Origin of the sequence: Amycolatopsis sp. NPDC102389, from assembly GCF_044765885.1 — a bacterium.
GTDB lineage: Bacteria > Actinomycetota > Actinomycetes > Mycobacteriales > Pseudonocardiaceae > Amycolatopsis.
In genome coordinates this window covers 213390-232058 of sequence record NZ_JBIWKX010000001.1, presented here as the reverse complement: position 1 = coordinate 232058, position 18669 = coordinate 213390, and the positions used below count along the sequence as shown (strand labels likewise).

General features: G+C 68.9%; 21 protein-coding genes. 7 read left to right on the top strand and 14 right to left on the bottom strand.

Annotated elements, in window-relative coordinates:
- Genes ACIRGA_RS01085 through ACIRGA_RS01075 form a run of 3 tightly spaced genes read left to right on the top strand, consistent with a single transcriptional unit; the run spans position 1 to position 2333 of the window.
- Entirely contained in the window at positions 1–495 is a 495-nt protein-coding gene (locus ACIRGA_RS01085; protein ID WP_083650148.1) for a nucleoside deaminase, read from the top strand.
- Positions 496–528: 33 nt separating this feature from the next.
- The gene (locus tag ACIRGA_RS01080; RefSeq protein ID WP_400935385.1) at positions 529–1971 is read left to right on the top strand and encodes an NCS2 family permease; all 1443 of its coding nucleotides are present in this window, start codon (positions 529–531) and stop codon (positions 1969–1971) included.
- A complete protein-coding gene (locus tag ACIRGA_RS01075; protein ID WP_400935383.1) occupies positions 1962–2333 on the top strand; it encodes a gamma-glutamylcyclotransferase in 372 nt (123 codons plus the stop codon). Before ACIRGA_RS01080 ends, ACIRGA_RS01075 begins: the two co-directional genes overlap by 10 nt.
- Positions 2334–2421: 88 nt before the next feature.
- On the opposite strand, the gene ACIRGA_RS01070 is transcribed toward ACIRGA_RS01075, so the two are convergent.
- Together ACIRGA_RS01070 and ACIRGA_RS01065 are read right to left on the bottom strand one after the other, a co-directional pair.
- Entirely contained in the window at positions 2422–3111 is a 690-nt protein-coding gene (locus tag ACIRGA_RS01070; protein ID WP_400935381.1) for a hypothetical protein, read from the bottom strand.
- A gap of 102 nt (positions 3112–3213) precedes the next feature.
- Positions 3214–3765: a TetR/AcrR family transcriptional regulator gene (locus ACIRGA_RS01065; protein WP_400935673.1), complete on the bottom strand. Its 552-nt coding sequence runs from the start codon at positions 3763–3765 to the stop codon at positions 3214–3216.
- A 148-nt stretch (positions 3766–3913) separates the two neighbouring features.
- Between ACIRGA_RS01065 and ACIRGA_RS01060 the strand changes: the two genes are divergently transcribed.
- Positions 3914–4912, top strand: a complete 999-nt coding sequence (locus tag ACIRGA_RS01060; protein WP_400935379.1) for an SGNH/GDSL hydrolase family protein — start codon at positions 3914–3916, stop codon at positions 4910–4912.
- Positions 4913–5025: 113 nt separating this feature from the next.
- Positions 5026–6531 (top strand): alpha/beta hydrolase, encoded by a 1506-nt coding sequence (locus ACIRGA_RS01055; protein WP_400935377.1) that lies wholly within the window; start codon positions 5026–5028, stop codon positions 6529–6531.
- Here ACIRGA_RS01055 and pucL read toward each other — a convergent pair.
- Genes pucL through ACIRGA_RS01035 form a run of 4 tightly spaced genes read right to left on the bottom strand, consistent with a single transcriptional unit; the run spans position 6528 to position 8753 of the window.
- Entirely contained in the window at positions 6528–7406 is an 879-nt protein-coding gene (gene pucL, locus ACIRGA_RS01050; protein ID WP_400935375.1) for a factor-independent urate hydroxylase, read from the bottom strand. The two genes, ACIRGA_RS01055 and pucL, sit on opposite strands and share 4 nt — an antisense overlap.
- Positions 7407–7412: 6 nt before the next feature.
- Positions 7413–7730: a hydroxyisourate hydrolase gene (uraH, locus tag ACIRGA_RS01045; RefSeq protein ID WP_400935373.1), complete on the bottom strand. Its 318-nt coding sequence runs from the start codon at positions 7728–7730 to the stop codon at positions 7413–7415.
- Positions 7727–8218, bottom strand: a complete 492-nt coding sequence (gene uraD, locus ACIRGA_RS01040) for a 2-oxo-4-hydroxy-4-carboxy-5-ureidoimidazoline decarboxylase (protein ID WP_400935371.1) — start codon at positions 8216–8218, stop codon at positions 7727–7729. Before uraD ends, uraH begins: the two co-directional genes overlap by 4 nt.
- Positions 8219–8276: 58 nt before the next feature.
- A complete protein-coding gene (locus tag ACIRGA_RS01035) occupies positions 8277–8753 on the bottom strand; it encodes a helix-turn-helix domain-containing protein (protein ID WP_400935369.1) in 477 nt (158 codons plus the stop codon).
- 104 nt (positions 8754–8857) lie between these two features.
- Between ACIRGA_RS01035 and allB the strand changes: the two genes are divergently transcribed.
- Together allB and alc are read left to right on the top strand one after the other, a co-directional pair.
- Complete coding sequence (gene allB, locus ACIRGA_RS01030; protein WP_400935367.1) at positions 8858–10186, top strand: allantoinase AllB; 1329 nt, start codon at positions 8858–8860, stop codon at positions 10184–10186.
- A 1-nt stretch (position 10187) separates the two neighbouring features.
- On the top strand, positions 10188–11204 hold the full coding sequence (gene alc, locus ACIRGA_RS01025; protein WP_400935365.1) for an allantoicase: 1017 nt from the start codon (positions 10188–10190) through the stop codon (positions 11202–11204).
- Here alc and ACIRGA_RS01020 read toward each other — a convergent pair.
- Genes ACIRGA_RS01020 through ACIRGA_RS00985 form a run of 8 tightly spaced genes read right to left on the bottom strand, consistent with a single transcriptional unit; the run spans position 11195 to position 18394 of the window.
- Positions 11195–11371, bottom strand: a complete 177-nt coding sequence (locus tag ACIRGA_RS01020; RefSeq protein WP_400935363.1) for a hypothetical protein — start codon at positions 11369–11371, stop codon at positions 11195–11197. The two genes, alc and ACIRGA_RS01020, sit on opposite strands and share 10 nt — an antisense overlap.
- A gap of 35 nt (positions 11372–11406) precedes the next feature.
- A complete protein-coding gene (locus ACIRGA_RS01015; RefSeq protein WP_400935361.1) occupies positions 11407–11883 on the bottom strand; it encodes a CoA-binding protein in 477 nt (158 codons plus the stop codon).
- Complete coding sequence (locus ACIRGA_RS01010) at positions 11880–13169, bottom strand: O-acetylhomoserine aminocarboxypropyltransferase/cysteine synthase family protein (protein WP_400935359.1); 1290 nt, start codon at positions 13167–13169, stop codon at positions 11880–11882. Before ACIRGA_RS01010 ends, ACIRGA_RS01015 begins: the two co-directional genes overlap by 4 nt.
- A gap of 54 nt (positions 13170–13223) precedes the next feature.
- Positions 13224–14405, bottom strand: coding sequence for a hypothetical protein (locus ACIRGA_RS01005; RefSeq protein WP_400935357.1), 1182 nt, complete (start codon positions 14403–14405; stop codon positions 13224–13226).
- Between the two features lie 24 nt (positions 14406–14429).
- A complete protein-coding gene (locus ACIRGA_RS01000; RefSeq protein WP_400935355.1) occupies positions 14430–15800 on the bottom strand; it encodes a hypothetical protein in 1371 nt (456 codons plus the stop codon).
- The gene (locus ACIRGA_RS00995) at positions 15797–16261 is read right to left on the bottom strand and encodes a hypothetical protein (RefSeq protein WP_400935353.1); all 465 of its coding nucleotides are present in this window, start codon (positions 16259–16261) and stop codon (positions 15797–15799) included. The genes ACIRGA_RS01000 and ACIRGA_RS00995 overlap by 4 nt, the downstream gene beginning before the upstream one ends.
- Complete coding sequence (locus ACIRGA_RS00990; protein ID WP_400935351.1) at positions 16258–17601, bottom strand: hypothetical protein; 1344 nt, start codon at positions 17599–17601, stop codon at positions 16258–16260. The genes ACIRGA_RS00995 and ACIRGA_RS00990 overlap by 4 nt, the downstream gene beginning before the upstream one ends.
- Entirely contained in the window at positions 17585–18394 is an 810-nt protein-coding gene (locus ACIRGA_RS00985) for a hypothetical protein (protein WP_400935349.1), read from the bottom strand. Before ACIRGA_RS00985 ends, ACIRGA_RS00990 begins: the two co-directional genes overlap by 17 nt.
- Positions 18395–18669: the final 275 nt, after the last annotated feature.

The window sequence follows — 18669 nt, the reverse complement described above, 5'->3', positions numbered from 1 at the left end:
GTGGGTACCCGTCTGTCCATTTCGGAGTCCGACGAGCAGAAATGGCTCGCCGAAGCCGTCCAGCTGGCCACCGCGAACGTCGGAAACGGCGGTGGCCCGTTCGGCGCGATGATCGTGCGGGACGGTTCGGTGCTGGCCACCGGGACCAACCAGGTGACGCCGACGCTGGACCCGACGGCGCACGCCGAGGTGGTCGCGATCCGCGCGGCCTGCCAGGCGATCGGCGACTACAAACTCGACGGCTGCGTCCTCGTAACCTCTTGCGAGCCCTGCCCGCTCTGCCTTTCGGCCGCGCTCTGGGCGCGTGTCGGCAAGGTCGTCTACGCCGCGGACCGCCACGACGCGGCCGAGGCGGGTTTCGACGACCGCGAGTTCTACGACCTCTTTTCCCGCCCGCGCGAGACCTGGTCACTACCCGTCGGCCAACTGTCCCTTCCGGACTCTTTCGCGCCTTTCCAGGCCTGGCTGTCGAAACCCGACAAGAAGGCTTACTAGTCTCTTCCCGCCCCACAACGTTGTGGAGTAGGCATGACCCAATTAGGTACAGAGCGTCCCCACCTGCCCTCGCCCGAGCCGGGGCGGCTGTCCGGGCTCGACCGCTGGTTCAAGATCTCCCACCGCGGCAGCACGATCGGCCGCGAGGTGCGCGGCGGGATCACCACGTTCGTCGCGATGTGCTACATCGTGTTGCTCAACCCGCTCATCCTCGGCGCGTCGGCCGACATCACCGGCGCCCGGCTGAGCACCGAGGCGATCACCACCGCGACCGCGCTGGCGGCGGGGGTCACCACGATCCTGATGGGACTGGTCGGCAACGCGCCGCTGGCTCTCGCGGCTGGCCTCGGCGTCAACGGTGTCGTCGCCTTCCAGATGGCTCCGGCCATGACGTGGGCGCAGGCCTTCGGGCTCGTCGTCCTCGAAGGCGTCTGCATCGTGTTCATGGCCGTTTCCGGTATCCGGGAACGGATCATCAACGCGATCCCGATGGCGCTCAAGGTCGCGATCACCGTCGGCATCGGGCTCTACATCGCGCTGGTCGGGCTCGTGAGCGCCGGCTTCGTGACCAGGACACCGGACTCCGCGCAGTCGACGGTGCCGGTGCGGATGGGGATCGCCGGCCATCTCGAAGGCTGGCCGATCGCGATCTTCTGCCTCGGGCTGCTGCTGATGATCGTGCTCGTGAGCCGCGGGGTGCCGGGCGCGGTACTGATCAGCATCGCGGTCGCGACCGGGCTCGCGGTGCTGGTCAACAGCGTGTTCCACGTCCAAGGCTGGGGCCTGGTCGAGCCCAAGGTGCCCGACCAGGTCGTGGCGCATCCCGATTTCAGCCTGCTGGGGGACATCGATCTCTTCGGCGGGTTCGGCTCGGCGGGCGCGGTGACGGCGGCGGTGTTCCTGTTCACGCTGGTGCTTTCCGGGTTCTTCGACGCGATGGGCACGATCACCTCCGTCTCTGAGGAGGCCGGGCTGGTCAAGAACGGCAAGGTCGAGGGGATGGGCCGGATCCTGCTGGTCGACGGCGCGGGCGCGCTGGCGGGCGGCGTCACCGGATCGGCTCCGAACACCGTGTTCCTCGAATCGGCGGCCGGTGTGGGTGAAGGCGCGCGGACCGGGCTGGCGAGCATCGTCACCGGCGGGTTGTTCACCGCGACGTTGTTCCTGACGCCGCTCGCGGCGGTCGTCCCGGCACAGGCCGCCGCGCCCGCGCTGGTGGTCATCGGCGGGATGATGATGGCGCAGTGCCGCCGGATCCCTTGGCAGGACCTGGATTTCGCGATCCCGGTGTTCCTGACCATCGCGCTGATCCCGTTCACCTACTCGATCACCAACGGGATCGGGGCCGGGCTGGTCGCCTACGTGCTGATCAAGATCTGCAAGGGCAAGATCCGCGAGATCGGCTGGATCCTCGGGATCCTGGCCGCGGTGTTCGGGGTGTACTTCGGGATCGAAGGGATCATGTCGTGGTTCTGATGTTCCTCAACGGCGGCGGGATGCGTGGCGGACCGCTGCACGAACAGTTGCAGGGCGCGCCCTTGTGCTGCGTGGCCCGATCCGCGCCCAAGTACCACTACTACTCCGTGGGCGACCGGTTCCCGGCGATGCACGAAGGCGGCTCCGCGTCCGTCGTGGGCGAGGTCTACGACCTGCCGCTCACGGTGCTTCGGGATCATCTCGTTCCCGCGGAACCGCCGGAACTGGAGCTGGGCGTCATCGAACTGGAGGACGGCGCGGCCTGCCTCGCCACCGTCCTGCGCTCGTCCTTTGTGGACTCGCCGGAGTTGACGGACATCTCCTCTGTCGGCGATTGGCGGGCGTATCTCGCGTCCCGCTAGCGACACACGCGTGATTGGAGGCGTAACTCGCGTGATTGAACGGCGAACACGTGAGTTACGCCTCTGATCACGCGAGTTCGGGGGAACGTCAGAGCACGAAGACGAGGTCGCTCGCCGCCGCGTGGAACATCTCGGGCGAGCCCGCGTAGAAGGCCCGCCAGACGCCGGGTTTGCGGTGCTCGGCCGAAGCCGCGAAGGCCCAGGTGGTGCCGTTCCAGGCGGCGTCGACCGTCGCCGCCCTCGTCCAGCGGTAGGTGCTGAGCGAGAAGTACTGGAGTTCGACCGGGATCGGGTTCGCGGTGTACCGGCCGGGGAACTCGATCGTGCCGGACGCGGTCACGGCCTTGTCCGCGCCGCGGCCCGCCGCGAACGACGTGATCACCGCAGGGTGGAGCACGATGATCTTCGGGGTGTCGGCGTGCGAGTTCGCGATCGACGGATCGGTGGAGAAGAAGTCGGCGTGGTAGTTGCCGGTGCGGATCGGGGTCAGCGTCGCGCTGTAGGCACCGGTGGCGTCGGTGACCGGCTTGGCCTGCGCCTCACCGCAGAAACCGTTGAAGCAGAACGAGATGCCGACCTCGGCCCCTGCGATCGGCGTGGTGTCGGCCTTGGTGAGCTTCCCGGAGATCGTGACGGTCTGCCCGGCGTCGATCCGGGTACTGCCGGTGGTCGTGGTGAGGGTGGACGGCTGGACTTCGGTGGCGTTCGCGGGCACCGCGCCCGCGGTGAGCAGCGCGGCCGCGGCGATGGCGCCGATCACGAGCTTCTTGATGATCATGGTCTCCCCAAGCGGATTCCGGTGTTGGCGACCGCTAGGTCGGCCGGAAGCGGTTGTGCGTTGCGGGGAAATCCCGGTGTTCAGCAGTCGGCCGTCGGTGCTTCACGCTTCGGGGAGCAACGTGCGCGCGAAGGCGACGGACGACGCCCCCGCGACCTCGAGCGCTTCGGTGTTACGCAGTGACCGGCTCAGCACGAACGCTCCTTCGAGGCTGTTCACCAACGCGATCGTGAGCCGCCGCGCGGACTCGGGTTCGAGGCCGTACTTGCCCAGCTTCTCGGCTCCGGTCTCGATCCACGCCGTGAACACGTCGGCGGTGGCGATCCGGAGCTTCTCGTTGGTGCTGGCGACCTCGAGCGCGACCGTCGCGATGGGGCACGCGTCGGCGTAGTCGGTCTCTTTCAGCGTCTCGGCGGCGCCGGCGAAGCACGCCTCGATACCGTGGATCAGGTCCGGCTCGTCGGCGAAGAAGATCTCGAACAGCGCGAGATACATCATCCCCGACGTGCGGATGACCTCCTCGCCGAGCTGTTCCTTGCCGCCGGGGAAGAAGTGGTACAGCGAGCCGAACGGCGCGTTCGCCGCCTCGACGATCTGCTTCACCCCGGTGCCGGTGTACCCGTTGCGCCGGAGCAGCTCGGCGCCGGCGTTCACGATGCGTTCCCGTGTTCCAGTCACGGCTCCATGATAGAGCGTTCTATCAAAACCGCCTGAAACGTGAAAGATGCTCACTTCTATTGTGGACAGAGGTGGGGACTTGTCAGGATCGGCCGGTAGTCCAACGACGGATCACGAGGTCGCCATGCGCCGTACCGCCCGAATTGTCCTCGCCACGCTGGTGGCTGTCCTCTCACTGGCGAGTTTGGGGACACCGGCGAACGCCGCGGAAACCCCGTCCTTCCGCAAGTACGTCGCCCTCGGCGACTCCTACACCGCCGGTCCGCTGATCCCGTGGCAGCAGGCGAGCTGGTGCTTCCGGTCGAACAACAACTACCCGGCCTGGCTCGCCACCAAGCTCGGGCTCTACTACAAGTCGGGCGCCTTCACCGACGTCAGCTGCTCGTCGGCGGACACCACGAACATGACGAAACCTCAGACGGTGCCCTCGCCGAGCCTCGCGCTGGGCAGCGTCCCGCCGCAGTTCGACGCGCTGACGCTGGACACCGACCTGGTGACGATCGGCATCGGCGGCAACGACTACGGCGTCTTCGGCAGCCTGATCGGCACCTGCCCCGGGCTGCGCGACAGCGACCCGACCGGCTCGCCGTGCAAGGACCACTTCACCATCAACGGCACCGACACCTTGCTCGCCGCACTCCGGAACACCGAGCGGAACCTCGAACGGGTGGTCAAGGGCGTCCGGGAGCGTTCGCCCGCCGCCACGATCGTGCTGGTCGGCTACCCGCGGATCGTGCCGCCGAAGGGCTATTGCCCCAGCGTGGTCCCGTTCGCCGACGGCGACTACGCCTGGGCCGACGAGGTCGAGCGCGCGCTCAACAAGGCCGTGTCCACCGCCGCCCGGAAACAGGGCGCCCGCTACATCGACACCTATGGGCCCAGCCGCGGCCACGACGCCTGCTCGGGTGACGCGGCGTGGGTGAGCGGCAAGGACACCAACCTGTTCCGTGCGGTCGCCTATCACCCGTACGCGGCGGGAATGAAGGCCGAAGCCGACCTGATCTTCAAGGCGCTCGGCGGGACCACCGCGGCGTCCACCGGCGCGCCGGACGCGCGGAACGCGACCACCGCGGCCGAGGTCCAGCGCAAGGCCGCCGTGGCGGGACTTGTGCCTCGGTCCTAGCCGCTCCTTCGACCTTGGTCCACCTTCCGGCGCTACCTGCGGTCGATGTTCGGGTGGTGCGCCCGGCCCTAGCGTCGGGAGCCGTGGGGAATCCAAGGAAGAAGGGGACGAAGATGAAGCGGCTATTGGCCGTCGGGATGCTCCCGGTGATCGTGGGCGGGTTGCTCGCCGGAGCCACACCGGCCTCGGCGGGCGTCCCGGCTCACTACACCGGCCAGAAGCTGGATTGGCGTCCTTGCGCGGCGGAGGACCTGATCTCGTTGCCGCCGGGCACCGATATCAGCGGGCTCGAATGCTCGACGTTCCGTACTCCCCGGGACTGGGACCGCGCGGGCGAGCGGCAGGACCTGACCATCGCGATCAGCAGGCTGAAGTCCACCGGGACTTCGACGGCCTCGCTGCTCACCAACCCGGGTGGGCCGGGCGGCCCCGGCCGCTGGCAGCCGACGATGTTCCGCGGGCAGGAGAAACTGCGCGAGCACCAGGACATCATCGGCATCGACGTGCGCGGGACCGGCAAGAGCACCAACGTCACCTGCCGGGGAGCCGTCGACGGCATCCGGAAGCTGGATCCGCGCGACCGGGATCCGCGCAATCTGGACCAGATCCTGGCGAACGCCGAGTACGCGGCCAAATCCTGCCAGAGCGCCGGCGGCGAACTCGGGCCGCTGATCACCACCTACCAGACGATCAGGGACTTCGACCTGCTCCGGGCGCTGCTCGGCCGGGAGAAGATCAACTGGGTCGGGTACTCGGGCGGCACCTGGCTGGGGGCGCATTACGCCCAGCAGTTCCCGCAGCGGACGGGACGATTCGTGCTGGACTCCTCGACGGAGTTCACCACCGACTGGCAGAAGACGTTCGACCGGCAGCCGGTCGGTTTCGAACGGCGCTGGCGGCAGGACTTCCTGCCGTGGATGGCGCGGTACGACGCCAAGTACCACTTCGGCACCAACGGCGAAGAGGTCCGGCAGACCTACGAGCGGGCCCGCTATGCCTTGTCCCGCAACCCGTTGGACGGGAGCGGGCCGATGGAGCTCGACACCGCCATCATCTACATGCTCTACAAGAAGGCGACTTTCCCGGCACTGGCCGATCTGCTGGTCAAGATCCGGGACGCGATGGAGAACCCGAAGGCGAAGGCCGAGGCCAAGGCCGCCGTCGAGGCCGCAGGTGACTTCGCCGATGCGCAGGACGCCACCTTCTGGAACACCGTGTGCGGTGAAGGGCGTTTCACCGGCACCCGGGAGTCGCTGATCCGCGCTTCCCAGCGGAACCTGGACCGTGGCCTGCTCCTGGCGGGTGGCGGCACGCTGAACGCCTCGGTTTGCCTGTTCTGGGACAAGGAACCGCGTCCGCTGCCGAAACTGGACGGCAAAGGAGTGCCGCCGGTGCTGATCGTCCACTCCGAGCACGACCCGGCGACGGCGATCGAAGGCGCCCGGAAGGCGCACGCGGGGTTCGCGAACTCGCGCATGCTGACCGTGACCGGTGAGGGTGACCACGGGCTTTACGCGGACGGGAATCCCAGGGTGGACGAAATCGTGAACGCCTACCTGGTCGACGGGGTCGTCCCCGCCGACCAGAGCGTCCCCGGCATGCCGCTGCCCGTGCCCTAGAAGGCGGCCAGGGTGTGCCAGGCCAGACCGGCGTCCTCGGCGTCATCGCGGAGGACCACACCCTCGATCAGGCCGTACGGGCGATCGGCGGCGTAGAAGACCTCGTTGTCGTTCTTCAGCCCGAACGGTGACAGATCCACCAGGAAGTGGTGCTTGTTCGGCAGCGAGAGCCGGACTTCGGCGACCTCTTCGCGTTCCTTGAGCACAGCCTCTCCCATCGCGTACAGCGTCTGCTGCAGGGAGAGGCTGTGCTTGTCCGCGAAGGTCTCCAGCAGGATCCGCCGGACTTCCGCGTGGCTCGTGGCCCAGTCGATCCCGTCGCCCTGGTAGCGCCAGCGCGCGGTCACGGCGGTCGCGAGGATCCGGTCGTTCGTCTCGGCCAGCGTCGTGTACTCGTCGCGCGGGAAGCCGTGGAATTCCGAACCGGTCGACTTGAGCACGACGAGATCGTCCAAACCGGACACGACCCAGGCCTGGTCACCCTGGATGGTCACGGCCGTCGTCCGCTTTTCGCTGCCCGCCTGGGAGAACGCGTGGTCGTGGCCGGAGATGCGGTTCCAGCCGTGTTCGTCGATCAGGATCCGGGCGCCGGTGATGTGTTCGAACGAGCCGACGAAATGACGTCCGAGCCGCAGCGCGAAATCCTCGATCTCGCCGACCGGGGCCTCCTTGGCGAAGGCGTAGACGGTGTTCTTCTGGGTGTCGGTCGCTACGACGTCGGCGTTGTCGCCGGTGAGGTGCGTCGCCGCGAGATCGCCGCGCAGCGACGTCGAAACGGTGAGGTCCTTGAGGTGGTGGACGGTGCCTTCGCGCTGAACGGTGACGAGCCGGACTTCGGCCTTGCCGTACTGGTTGGGGCCCAGGGTGATGGCCACGGGCGATCAGCTCCCTCGATAGGTGGAATAGGCGAACGGGCTCAGCAGCAACGGCACGTGGTGGTGCTCGGTCCCGTCGGCGATGCGGAAGGTCAAGGTGACTTCGGGGAAGAAGGAGTCCGGGCCGAGGTGGGCGCCGGTGTCGAAGATCAGGCGGTACACCCCGGGGTCCAGGGTGTCCGGGCCGAGGTCGCGGATCCGGCCGTCGGCGTCGGTCCGGCCTTCGGCGACGGGATCACCCGCGCCGGTTTCGAGCCGGACTCGGACGCCCGCGGCGGGCCGTCCCGCGGCGGTGTCGAGGATGTGCGTGGTCACGAGGCTCATGCCGCCACCGCCTTCTCCAGCCGCAGCGCGGCGATCTTGGCCAGCTCTTGGCCGGCCACTTCGAGTTCCTTCTCGGGATCGTTCGAAAGCCTCGAACGCAGGTTTTCCAGCAGTTCGGCGCCGCTCCGGCCGCTCGCGCAGACCAGGAAGACATGCCCGAACGTCGCTTCGTATTCGGCGTTGGCCGCGGCGAACTCACGCGCCGCGTCACCGTCCACACCGGACTGTTCGGAGCGCGACCAGCCCGCCTCGGTGCTTTTCCCGCCCGCTTTCTCCCCGATCCGGGGATGGGCGGCCATGGCACGACGGACCTCTTCGGGGCGCAACGGGGTGAGTGCCTCGGACGCTGCGAGCAGCGCGGCGAGATCGGCGTAGGGGCGCCTGGCCAGCAGGGATTCCACCCAGCGTGGGACGTCGAGGCAGGCGGTCAGCGCCGGCCGGATGTCCTGTGCGGGAGCCTCGTTGAACTCTCGAATGGTGAGCGGCACGGGAACCGACGGTACGGCGACGCTTCCACTGCCGTCAACATTTTGTTGAAATCACTCTTCAGTCTTGGTCCCGGTTGAGGTAGTTGTAGACCGTGAACCTCGTGACCCCCAGTGCCTCGGCGACGGTCGACACCGACTTGCGGAGGCCGAACGCGCCGCGTTCCTTGAGCAGCCGTACCGCGCGCTGCTTGGCGGCGCGGTCGAGGGTGTCGAGTTTGCCGCCGAGCTCGCGTTCGACGTCGCCGATGAGCCGGGCGAGGGCGCTGTGCAGTTCGACGGCGGGCTCGCTCGTTTCGTCGCCGACCTGCCGGAGCTGGAGGGTCACGCGCGTGGCGCCGCCGTCCAGCGCCGCCCTGGCGATGGCGGGAATCGCGTCGAGGAGGGCGTCGGCGTCGCCGCGGACGAGGGTGCCGAGCGGGCCGAAGTCGGCGGTCAGGCCCGCGTCTTCCGCAGTGTCGCGGGCTTTGACGGCGTGTTCGGGTGGCGGACCCTCGCCGTGGAACGGTTCGCTGGTGAACTCGGCTTCTAACTGCACGAAGCGAAGGTAGCGCCGCCTGGGCTCGTTGACGAGCAGGGTGGCCGGAGTTAATGTCGGAGTGCGAAACCTCGATTCCACTGAGTGGAAATTGGAGGCTTTAGATGGACTTGGTGATCAAGGCCGCGCGGGCCGTGACGGCCGCCGGGGAAGTACCCGCGACCATCGGCGTCGACGGTGGCCGCATCGTCGCGGTGGAACCCGCCGGAGCCGATCTGGACGGCGATCGGGTACTCGAACTCGGCGAGGACGTCGTCCTGCTGCCTGGTCTCGTGGACACCCACGTGCACGTCAACGACCCCGGCCGCACCGAATGGGAGGGTTTCGCCTCGGCGACCCGCGCGGCCGCGGCGGGCGGGGTCACCACGATCGTGGACATGCCGCTGAACAGCCTGCCGCCGACGGTCGACGTCGCGTCGCTGGAGGTGAAGCGCAAGACCGCCGAGGGGCGGGTGCACGTCGACGTCGGGTTCTGGGGCGGCGCGATTCCCGGCAATCTCGCGGAGCTGCGCGGTCTGCACGAGGCCGGGGTCTTCGGTTTCAAGTCGTTCCTGCTGCATTCCGGCGTCGACGAGTTCCCGCCGCTGGACGCGCGCGGGCTCGAAGAGGCGATGACCGAACTACGGACCTTCGACGGCATGATCATCGTGCACGCGGAGGACTCCGACGCGATCGATCACGCGCCCGATCCGCACGGCGAGAAGTACGAGGACTTCCTGCACTCGCGTCCGCGAGGCGCGGAGAACGTGGCGATCGCGCAGGTCATCGAGCTGGCCAGGAAGACCGGCGTGCGCGCGCACATCCTGCATCTGTCCTCTTCGGACGCGCTGCCGATGGTCGAGAGCGCCAGGCGCGACGGCGTCCGGCTGACCGCCGAGACCTGCCCGCACTACCTGAGCTTCACCGCGGAGGAGATCGGCGACGGCGCCACACAGTTCAAGTGCTGCCCGCCGATCCGCGAGGCCGGGAACCGTGAACTGCTGTGGAAGGGCCTCGCGGACGGTGTCATCGACTGCGTGGTGACCGACCATTCGCCGTGCACCCCCGAGCTGAAACGCTTCGACAGCGGCGATTTCGGGCTGGCCTGGGGCGGGATCGCCGGTCTGCAACTCGGCCTGTCCGCCGTCTGGACGCAGGCGCGGCAGCGCGGGTTCGCGCTCACCGACGTCGTCCGCTGGATGGCCGAACATCCGGCCGCGCAGGCGGGGATGCGGCGCAAGGGACATCTCGCGCCGGGTTACGACGCCGACTTCAGCGTGTTCGCGCCCGACGAGGCTTTCGTCGTCGACGTCGCGAAGTTGAAGCACCGCAACCCGGTCAGCGCCTACCACGGACGGCCGCTCGCCGGTGTCGTCCGGAGCACGTGGTTGCGAGGCGAGGAGATCACCGGTGAAGACCCGGCAGGCGTTCTGCTGACCCGGGGTGACTGCTGAGATGGAGGATGCCGTGAACGACCGTCCTGAGTGGACAGCCCTGCCCGATCTGGCCTCGCGCAAATTCGGCGGGACCGTGATGTGGGCGACGGACGAGTTGTTCGCCGAGAAGGAGAACCTGGTCAATCCCTGGGTGCCCGCGCATCAGACGGAGACCTTCGGCCCCAAGGGCCAGGTCTACGACGGTTGGGAGACCCGGCGGCACCGCGAACCCGGCGACGACCAGGCCGTCGTCCGGCTCGGCCTGGCGGGGGCGATCACCGGTGTCATCGTGGACACGGCGTTCTTCAAGGGGAACTACCCGCCCTTCGTCTCGGTCGAGGCGTGCGCCGTCGACGGCTATCCCAACGCCGCCGAGCTGGCCGAGGCGGACTGGGACGTGCTGGTGAAACGCGGCGCGGCGGCGGGGCACACGGAGAACTTCTTCGAGATCGGCGGGAGCAAGCGCTACACGCACGTCCGGCTGACCATGCACCCGGACGGCGGCGTGGCCCGGCTGCGGGTGCACGGCACCCCGATCCCGGACCCGCGCCTGCTCGACCTCGGCGCGCTCGACCTCGCCGCGCTGGAGAACGGCGCGGTGGTCACCGGGTGCAGCAACATGTTCTATTCCTCGCCCAACAACCTCTTCTCGCCGGGGCTCGCCGCGCATCAGGCCGAGGGCTGGGAGACCGCCCGGCGCCGGGACGACGGGAACGACTGGGTCACGGTGCGGCTCGCGGGCGCGGGCGTCGTCCGGTTCGCCGAGTTCGACAACAGCAACCTGAAGGGCAACGCGCCGGGTTGGGCGGCGCTGAGCGGCCGGAACGGCGACGGCGAGTGGGTCGAGCTGTTGCCGAAGACGCGGCTCCAGCCCGACACGCGGCACCGGTTCGCGCTCGCTTCGGGACCCGAGGTGACCGAAGTCCGTCTCGACATCTATCCCGACGGCGGGATGGCGCGCCTACGGCTCTTCGGAGCGCTTTCGGAGCGTGGCCGCGCCGACGTCGCTTCGCGTTTCGAGGCCGCTCAGGGCTGAGCGCCAGGCCGGTTCAGGTACGCGGAGAACAGCGAAAGGACGATACCGACCGAGAAGATCGCGGTGAGCCACACGGCGCCGCCGATGGACAGGTTCCACACCAGGGCACCCGCCATGAGCAGTGCCATGACGATGTTCCTGAGCTGCAGCGGCGTCGGTTTGGCCATGCCGCCACCCTCTCACGGGCCCCGGCGGGCCCTGGTCAGGGGGCGGACTGGCGGCGGGAGCTGATCACGCCGGTGTTGAACCCGGCGAGGTGGAGCCCGCCGGCGAACCGGGCGTGCTCGATCTTGACGCAGCGGTTCATCACCACGTCCAGCCCGGCCTCCTTGGCGCGGTCGGCGACGGGCTCGTGCCACAGGCCCAGCTGAAGCCAGAGCGTGCGTGCTCCGGCCTTGACGACCTCCTCGGCGACGCCGGGGAGGTCGTCGTGCTTGCGGAACACGCTGACCAGGTCGACCTCGCCGGGCACGTCGGCCAGTGACGGGTACACCGGGCGGCCGAGGAGCTCGTCCAGCCGCGGGTTCACGAAGTTGACCTCGTACTTGCTGGAGGAGAGCAGGTACGTCGCGACGAAGTAGCTCGGCCGCGCGGGATTGTTCGAGGCGCCGACGATGGTCACCGACCTCGTCCGCGAAAGGATGCGGCGGCGTTCGACCGCGCCGACGTCGTAGGTCATCCCGCCACCGCCTTGCCGAGTGCCTGATCGAGATCCCACAGGATGTCGTCGACGTCCTCCAGGCCGACCGACAGGCGGATCAGATCCGCCCCGACCCCCGCCGCGCGCAGCTGGTCTTCGGAAAGCTGCTGGTGGGTGGTGGACGCCGGATGGATGACCAGCGTCCGCGCGTCCCCGACGTTCGCCAGATGCGACAGCAGCTCGACGGAGTTCACGAACGTCTCCCCGGCCGCGCGGCCGCCGTCGACACCGAAGGAGAACACGGCGCCCGGCCCGGCGGGCAGGTACTTCTTCGCGCGGTCGTGGTGCGGATGATCCGGCAGACCCGCGTAGTTCACCCAGGCCACCCGGCCGTCGTTCGCGAGGTACTCCGCGACGGCTCGCGCGTTGGCGACGTGGGCGTCCATCCGCTGTGGCAGCGTCTCGACCCCTTGCAGGAGGAGGAAGGCCGAGTGCGGGGAGAGGACGGCGCCGATATCGCGCAACTGCTCGGCGCGGAGCCGGGTGCAGAAGGCGTACTCGCCGAAGTTCTCCCAGTACTTCAGGCCGCCGTAGCTCTCGACGACCTCGGTCATCCTCGGGAACTTCCCGTTGCCCCAATCGAACTTCCCGGATTCGACGACCACGCCGCCCAGCGTGGTGCCGTGCCCGCCGAGGAACTTCGTGGCCGAATGCAGCACGATGTCCGCGCCGTGTTCGATCGGGCGGCACAGGTACGGCGTCGCGAGGGTGGCGTCGACGACCAGCGGGATGTCGTGCGCGTGCGCGAGCTCGGCCAGCCCGGCGATATCGGCGATCCCGCCGCCGGGATTGCCGATGACCTCGGTGAAGATCAGCTTCGTCCGGTCGGTGATGGCTGCCGCGTAGTCCTCGATGCGGTCTCCGCTGACGAAGGTGGTCTCGATCCCGAAGCGGCGCAGCGTCCCGGTGAGCTGTGTGACCGTTCCGCCGTAGAGCCCGCCGGCCGAGACGATGTGGTCGCCCGCCTCGGCGAGGGCGGAGAACGTCAGGAACTCCGCTGCCTGACCACTACTGGTGGCGACCCCGCCGATCGCGCCTTCGAGGCTGGCCAACCGCTCCTCGAAGGCCGCGACCGTCGGATTGCCGATGCGGCTGTAGACGTTGCCGTACTTCTGCAGCGCGAACAGGTTCGCCGCGTCCGCCGCGTCCTCGAAGACGAAGCTCGTGGTCTGGTAGATGGGCACGGCGCGGGCGCCGGTCGCCGGATCGGGCGTCCCGCCCGCGTGCAGCGCGCGGGTGCGGAAGCCCCAGGTGCGTTCACTCATCGCGCCCGACGCTACCTCGCGTCCCACTCCGTGGCCATCGTTCCCAGCCCTTGGCTACCCGCGGTCCAGGGTGATCACGGTGCCGGGCCGGTGACCGTTCCGGCGGGGGGTGACCGGACGCGGTTCACGGGACACCGCGACCCCGGCAGGCCGCTGCCGATCGACCGGCAGTACCTCCCGCGAGTTCGTCCGGTCGGCCAGCCGCAGGGACTGGGCCGAGGTCAGCCACTCTTCGGCGGGCTCCGCGATCTCCAGCAGCAGTGCCTCGAACTCGGACCGAGTGGTCTCGAGGATGTGCGGCGCCGCGAGCCAGCGCAGCACCTGACGTCCGGTGACCGCCATCCGCTGACGCGGCGAGGACACCAGTCGCTGATCGAAGTAGCGGATCAGCACCTCGTCCACGGTGTCCCACGCGTTGGCCGCGCCGAACAGATCCAGCACGTCCTCCGAACCGAGGATCTTGAACGCCTCGGTCAGCAGTTGCATGACCTCGACCCGCAGGACGTTCAGGTGACCGTACGAGGTGAACTTCAGGTTGTTCCGCAGGTCGAGACCGCTGCGCCGGACGACCGCCACACTGCCGAAACTCGGGTCGTACGCGCGTTCGCGGACGACGTCGGAGATCCGCTTGTCCCGCCAGAACAACGCGACCTGGTTGCTGAACTGGGTGAACAGCTGGTGGAAATCGGTGTTCGGCCGCGAGTTCGCCGAGCCGAGCCCCTTGCCGTAGCCGAGCACACGCCGGTACGCGCTGACGCGGTCCCGCCGGGTGTAGCGCAGGACGTCCCGCCGGTCGAACCGGTACAGCCCGAACGCGCCGGGGCCGTCCGAAAGCCGGATGGCGCCGCCCTGGAACAGCTCCTGCAGCTTCTGCACCACACGGAACACGCCGATCCGTTCGTGCTGGTACAGGTAGTACAGATCGCCGACCGCGATGACCCGTTCCGAGGCGACGGTCTCGTCGTAGGCGTCGACCCCCGGCGGCATCGCCGTCGCGCCGAGATCCGCGGCCGAACCGTCGCCGAGACCGACGAGCTGCGCGATCCCGCCGTCCGCGGGCCCCGGTTTGCCCCGCTGCTCGGCCTCGACCGCGGTGAGCATGTCGTCCAGCTGTTTGAGGACCGCGTCGCCGAGTTTCGGATCGCTGCCCAGTTCGTTCGCGAGCTTCCCGGCGACCTGGCCGCGCAAGGCCGCGACCCGGTCGAAGAGTTCCCGGTATTCCTTTTCCGTGCCCATCGTCTTCCTCCCGTACGGGTCCGGCTACTGCCCGGGCCGCTTGCGCGTGGTCCGGGGTTTCGGCGGTTCCTCCGCCTCGGGTGGTGTCTGCCCCTCTCCGGCGCCGTGCCCCTCACGGAGCTCGGCGACCGAAGGCACCGCCGGCGTCCGGCCGGGCGGTGGCGAGAGCTGCGGGGTGGGCGGCGCGGGCGGGTTCGGATCGGACGACGACGGCGAACCGTCCCGCCCGATCGGCTCGGCGATCCGGACGACCTCCTGGAGGTGGTCGTCGAGTTCGTCGATGGCCCGCTGCACGCGGGAGCTGAAGAACCCCGGAGGGAGTGACGCGCGGAAGTTGCCCGGCACGTCGCCGTTGGGGCCGCCGGTGCTCTGCCGGGGGAGGTTCGCCACGATCTTCTGCAGCCGCCTCGCGATCTGCAGGAACGACGTCCCGACGCCTTCCTTCCCCGCGGACTCGATCAGTTTGCCGCCCTCGAAGGTGGCGAACTCGCGTATCCAGCGCAGCAGCCCGCCGAGCGACATGGTCCCGCCCTGCGGATCGGGGACGCGGAGCACTTCGAGGTCCTCCTGCTGGACGAACACCGACCGCAGCATCGCGACGACCTCGTCGACCTGAGACGCCGTCGCGGACAGCAGCCGGGAGAGCGCGACCACGGCCGGACCGAAGAACGGCTGACCGCCGGCCGGCTGCGAGAACGGGTCGATCTTGTCGCGTGCGTCCTGCCAGCCCCTGAACAACGAGACCACCCAATCCGTCAGCGTGATAAAGGAGGTCTGGATGCGTTCCTCTTCGATCGTGTTGACCTTGCCCGAGACCAGGCCGAACTCGTCCCGCAGCTGGCCGAGGTGCCCTTGCGTCCGGTCCCCGGCGCCGACCGCGAGGCCGCCGTTCCCGAGCAGCAGCAGGAAGAGCTGATCGACCCGGGCCACGCGGAGCAGCGGGCTCTCCAGCTCCTGCCGGATCTGTTCGAGATCGTGCCGGACGAGCGAACGGAAACCCTCCGCGTTCTCGGGATCCGCGTCCGTCCTCAGTGGACGGAGCGAGTCGAGCAGGGCGAGCGAGTCCTTGACCGCGCTCCTGGCCCTGGCCGCGAGCGAGGCCTGGCCGCCGGTGACGGCGCCGAGGTCGGCCTGGATGGCATATCCGCGCGGAGTCCATTTCGCCTCGGTGCGCCCCTGGACCTCTTTCAACTCGAAACTGCCGGTCAGCGCGGCCACGAAACCCTTCGTGTCGCCTTCGCGCCACTTCCAGCCGAGCGTGTCGCTGATCGTCTGTTCGGCGAGCACTCCGGGTGGCGCCGCCGGTGGTGGGTACTGCCCGGTCGACAGCGGATACGCGCTGTCGATGTCCTGTGCGCGCGGCAACGTCGCGCCGCGGTCGTCGTTGATCGTCATCGGGTCGCCCCACATCCCTTGAATTCGGCCAGTTCCACTGCTTCACGCCAGCACCGCACCATCACGTCCTCCGCCGAAGACAAGGCCGCGGCGCATTGGTCCACCCCGGCGTGGAAGCTCTTCGCCCAGCCCCGCCATTCCTGTTCCCGTCCGTGCACCGCGCGCAGCAGCCCGGAGACCGCGTGGTGCGAACGGCAGTGCCCGTCCACCCGTCGCCGCAGCTTCAGCAGCGACGACGCCGTGGTGTGCAACGACTCCGCGCTCACCGGGCGCTGTGTCGCGCGGGTGGCCGCCTCGACCTCTCCGGTGCCGTCCAAGACGACCTCGGCGAGATGGTCCGCCGCGGCCAGCCCGACACCGGCGGGCCGGTCTTCGGCGACGCTGATCTCCAAGGCCCGCCAGCACGCGGCCACCTGGTTCACTTCCTTGCCCAGCCGGGAGAATTCGGTGTCGAGCGTCATCTCGCCCTCCTGCCGAGCTCTTCCATGAAGAAGCCGAAAAGCCGTTTCGGTGGAGCCATCCGTTCGTCGAGGGCGAACCGCACCGCGCCGATCAGGAACCGCTCCGGCACCACGCCCGGGGACACCCCATCGGCCAGTCTTCCCGCGGCTTCTTCGATCATCGCCTGTTCCTTGGCTTCGAACCGCAGCACCTTCGCCAGGGGCCGGTGCCCCAGCGAGGGGAACGAGGTGAAGCACATCGCGTCCACCACCACCGGAATCGCCTTGTCCGCCGTCCTCAGCAGCTCCGGCGGCGCGTTCACCAGCTTCGCTCTCGGGTACAGCTTGTGCCACATCGCCGAGTACGACTTGGCGTGCCGGGTGAAACCCATGCGGCGCAACAGTTCCACCGAGATCTTCGCGCGGAGGTACGGCACGGGGTGTACCGCGCGCGGCGTGAAACCCGTCGTTTCGAGCTCGGTGCGCCCGATGACGTCGAACAGCGAACCGACCACCGCCGGGCCGCCCAGCAACAACGCGGACAGGTCGGCGAACGTCTCCCGGTTCCACCTGACCCAGACGGCGGTCACCTCCCGCGGCACCCCCGCCTCGACGAGCCTCGCCGCCACCTGCAGCGGGACCGCCCTGGCGATGCCGAGGTCGTTCTGCAGGTTGTGGCTCACCTCGTGCAGCACCGCGCCGAGCGTCCACGGGTTCACCAGCCGGTGGTAGGGAAGCTGGATCAGCGGAAAGGGATTGAGCCGGTTCCCCAGCCGCCGCAAGGGGATCCCGCGGCGCGAGGTGGCCGGGCCGGAGCCGGTGCGCAGGTAGCAGAACGGTGGCGGGGTCGGGATCGACCGCCAGCGCCCGATCCCGAGGTAGGCGTACTGATAGCAGTCGAGCGCCACCCGGTCGCACGCCACCAGCCACGGGGCGAACGCGCCTTGCCGCTGGTTGAACAGATCGAGGTAGAAATCCCAGACCCCTTCGGTGGTCTTGACCCAGCGCTGTGCCCGGGACTTCGCCCGCAGCAGCCGCGCGAGCTCGGCCCGTCCTGGCCGGGCCACCGCCTCGTCCGCGGTACGGCGCACCGAACGGGTCGCGGAGTACAACGGCTTCCGCAAGGTCTCCATCGTCCGGTTGACCGCCGCGAGGTGCGCCCGGCTCGGCCCGGTCGCCGGGTCGCCGAACTCCGACCAGCGGAACGGCCGCAGCGCCTCCAGATGCCGTTCGACGTTGGTGGCCTGGGACAGGACCCAAGCCGTCAGCTCGCCGTCCCCGGATGGCCTCGCCCGCCGGTACCCGGTGGACGAGGCCGATTCACCGGATGCCGCGGGCAGCGCCTCAACGGCGGCGCGCACGGCCGCGCGCCTTGCCACGACGGGCGGCACCCGCCCGGGCCCGGGACTGCGTCCGACGTCCGCCGCGGGCGGCGGGACGACGGCGGCGCTGCTGGGGGCGGCCGCGACGGCGCTGCTGGTTCCGCCGGTTCGCGGGCGCGTTCTGCGCGCTGTTCACGGTGTGGCCGACCAGCCTGCGCGTGATGTACCGGGCGTTGATCGGGCGGCCGTCGGCGTACCGGCGGCCGACGTCGCGCGCGGTGCGTCCGATGATCTTCGGGATATGCCGGACGGCGCGCCGGGTCGCCGGGTTCCGCCAGAGCTTGCGCCCGAGGTTGACCGCGCCGCGGATCAGCTGCGGACCGTGTTTGATGATCTTCGGCACCGCCCATTTCGCCGCCTGGAACGCCAGCGGCGCGAGCGCGCCGAGGAAGGCCTCCGCCTCGTCCTCGGTCTCGGCGTTCTCGGCCTGGAAGGCCAGCTGCGCCATCATCTCGGCGTCGGGATAGACCCGCCGCCCCGGATGCGTGAAGTCTTCGTCCTCGGACTCCAGTTCGAACTCGTCCTCGAGCTCGCGGACGACGGCCTCGAACTCGGACTCGAATTCGTCTTCGTCCTCGTACTCGCCGTAGACCTCGTCCTCCAGCTCGTCTTCGAGCTCCCTGGCCAGGCCGCCGAGCTCGTCTTCGAACTCGTCCTCGTCCTCGAATTCGCCTTCCAGTTCGTCCTCGAGTTCGTTTTCGAACTCGGCCTCGAGTTCACGGCTCAGCTCGTCTTCCAGCTCGCCGTCCACTGCCGCATAGCCACGGCTCATAACCGTTCTCCTCTGCTCCGGTGAAAATCCGCGATCGCCGGCGCGGTGCGTCGGTGAGCACGCGTCCGACACTGCCCGCATACCGGGGGCCACCGGTAGTCACACGTTCTCGTGTGACATGAATCGACTAGTTCGTACTTGTCACACAAACCGACGATGCGCTTTTCCTGTCGGAGGGGTTTGCTAGAGAAGGAGGGAGACCTAGAGGGGGGAGGCCGGTCTATGTCCACGAGCCCGGTGATGGGATTTCCTGCGTCATCGCTACACGACCTCGC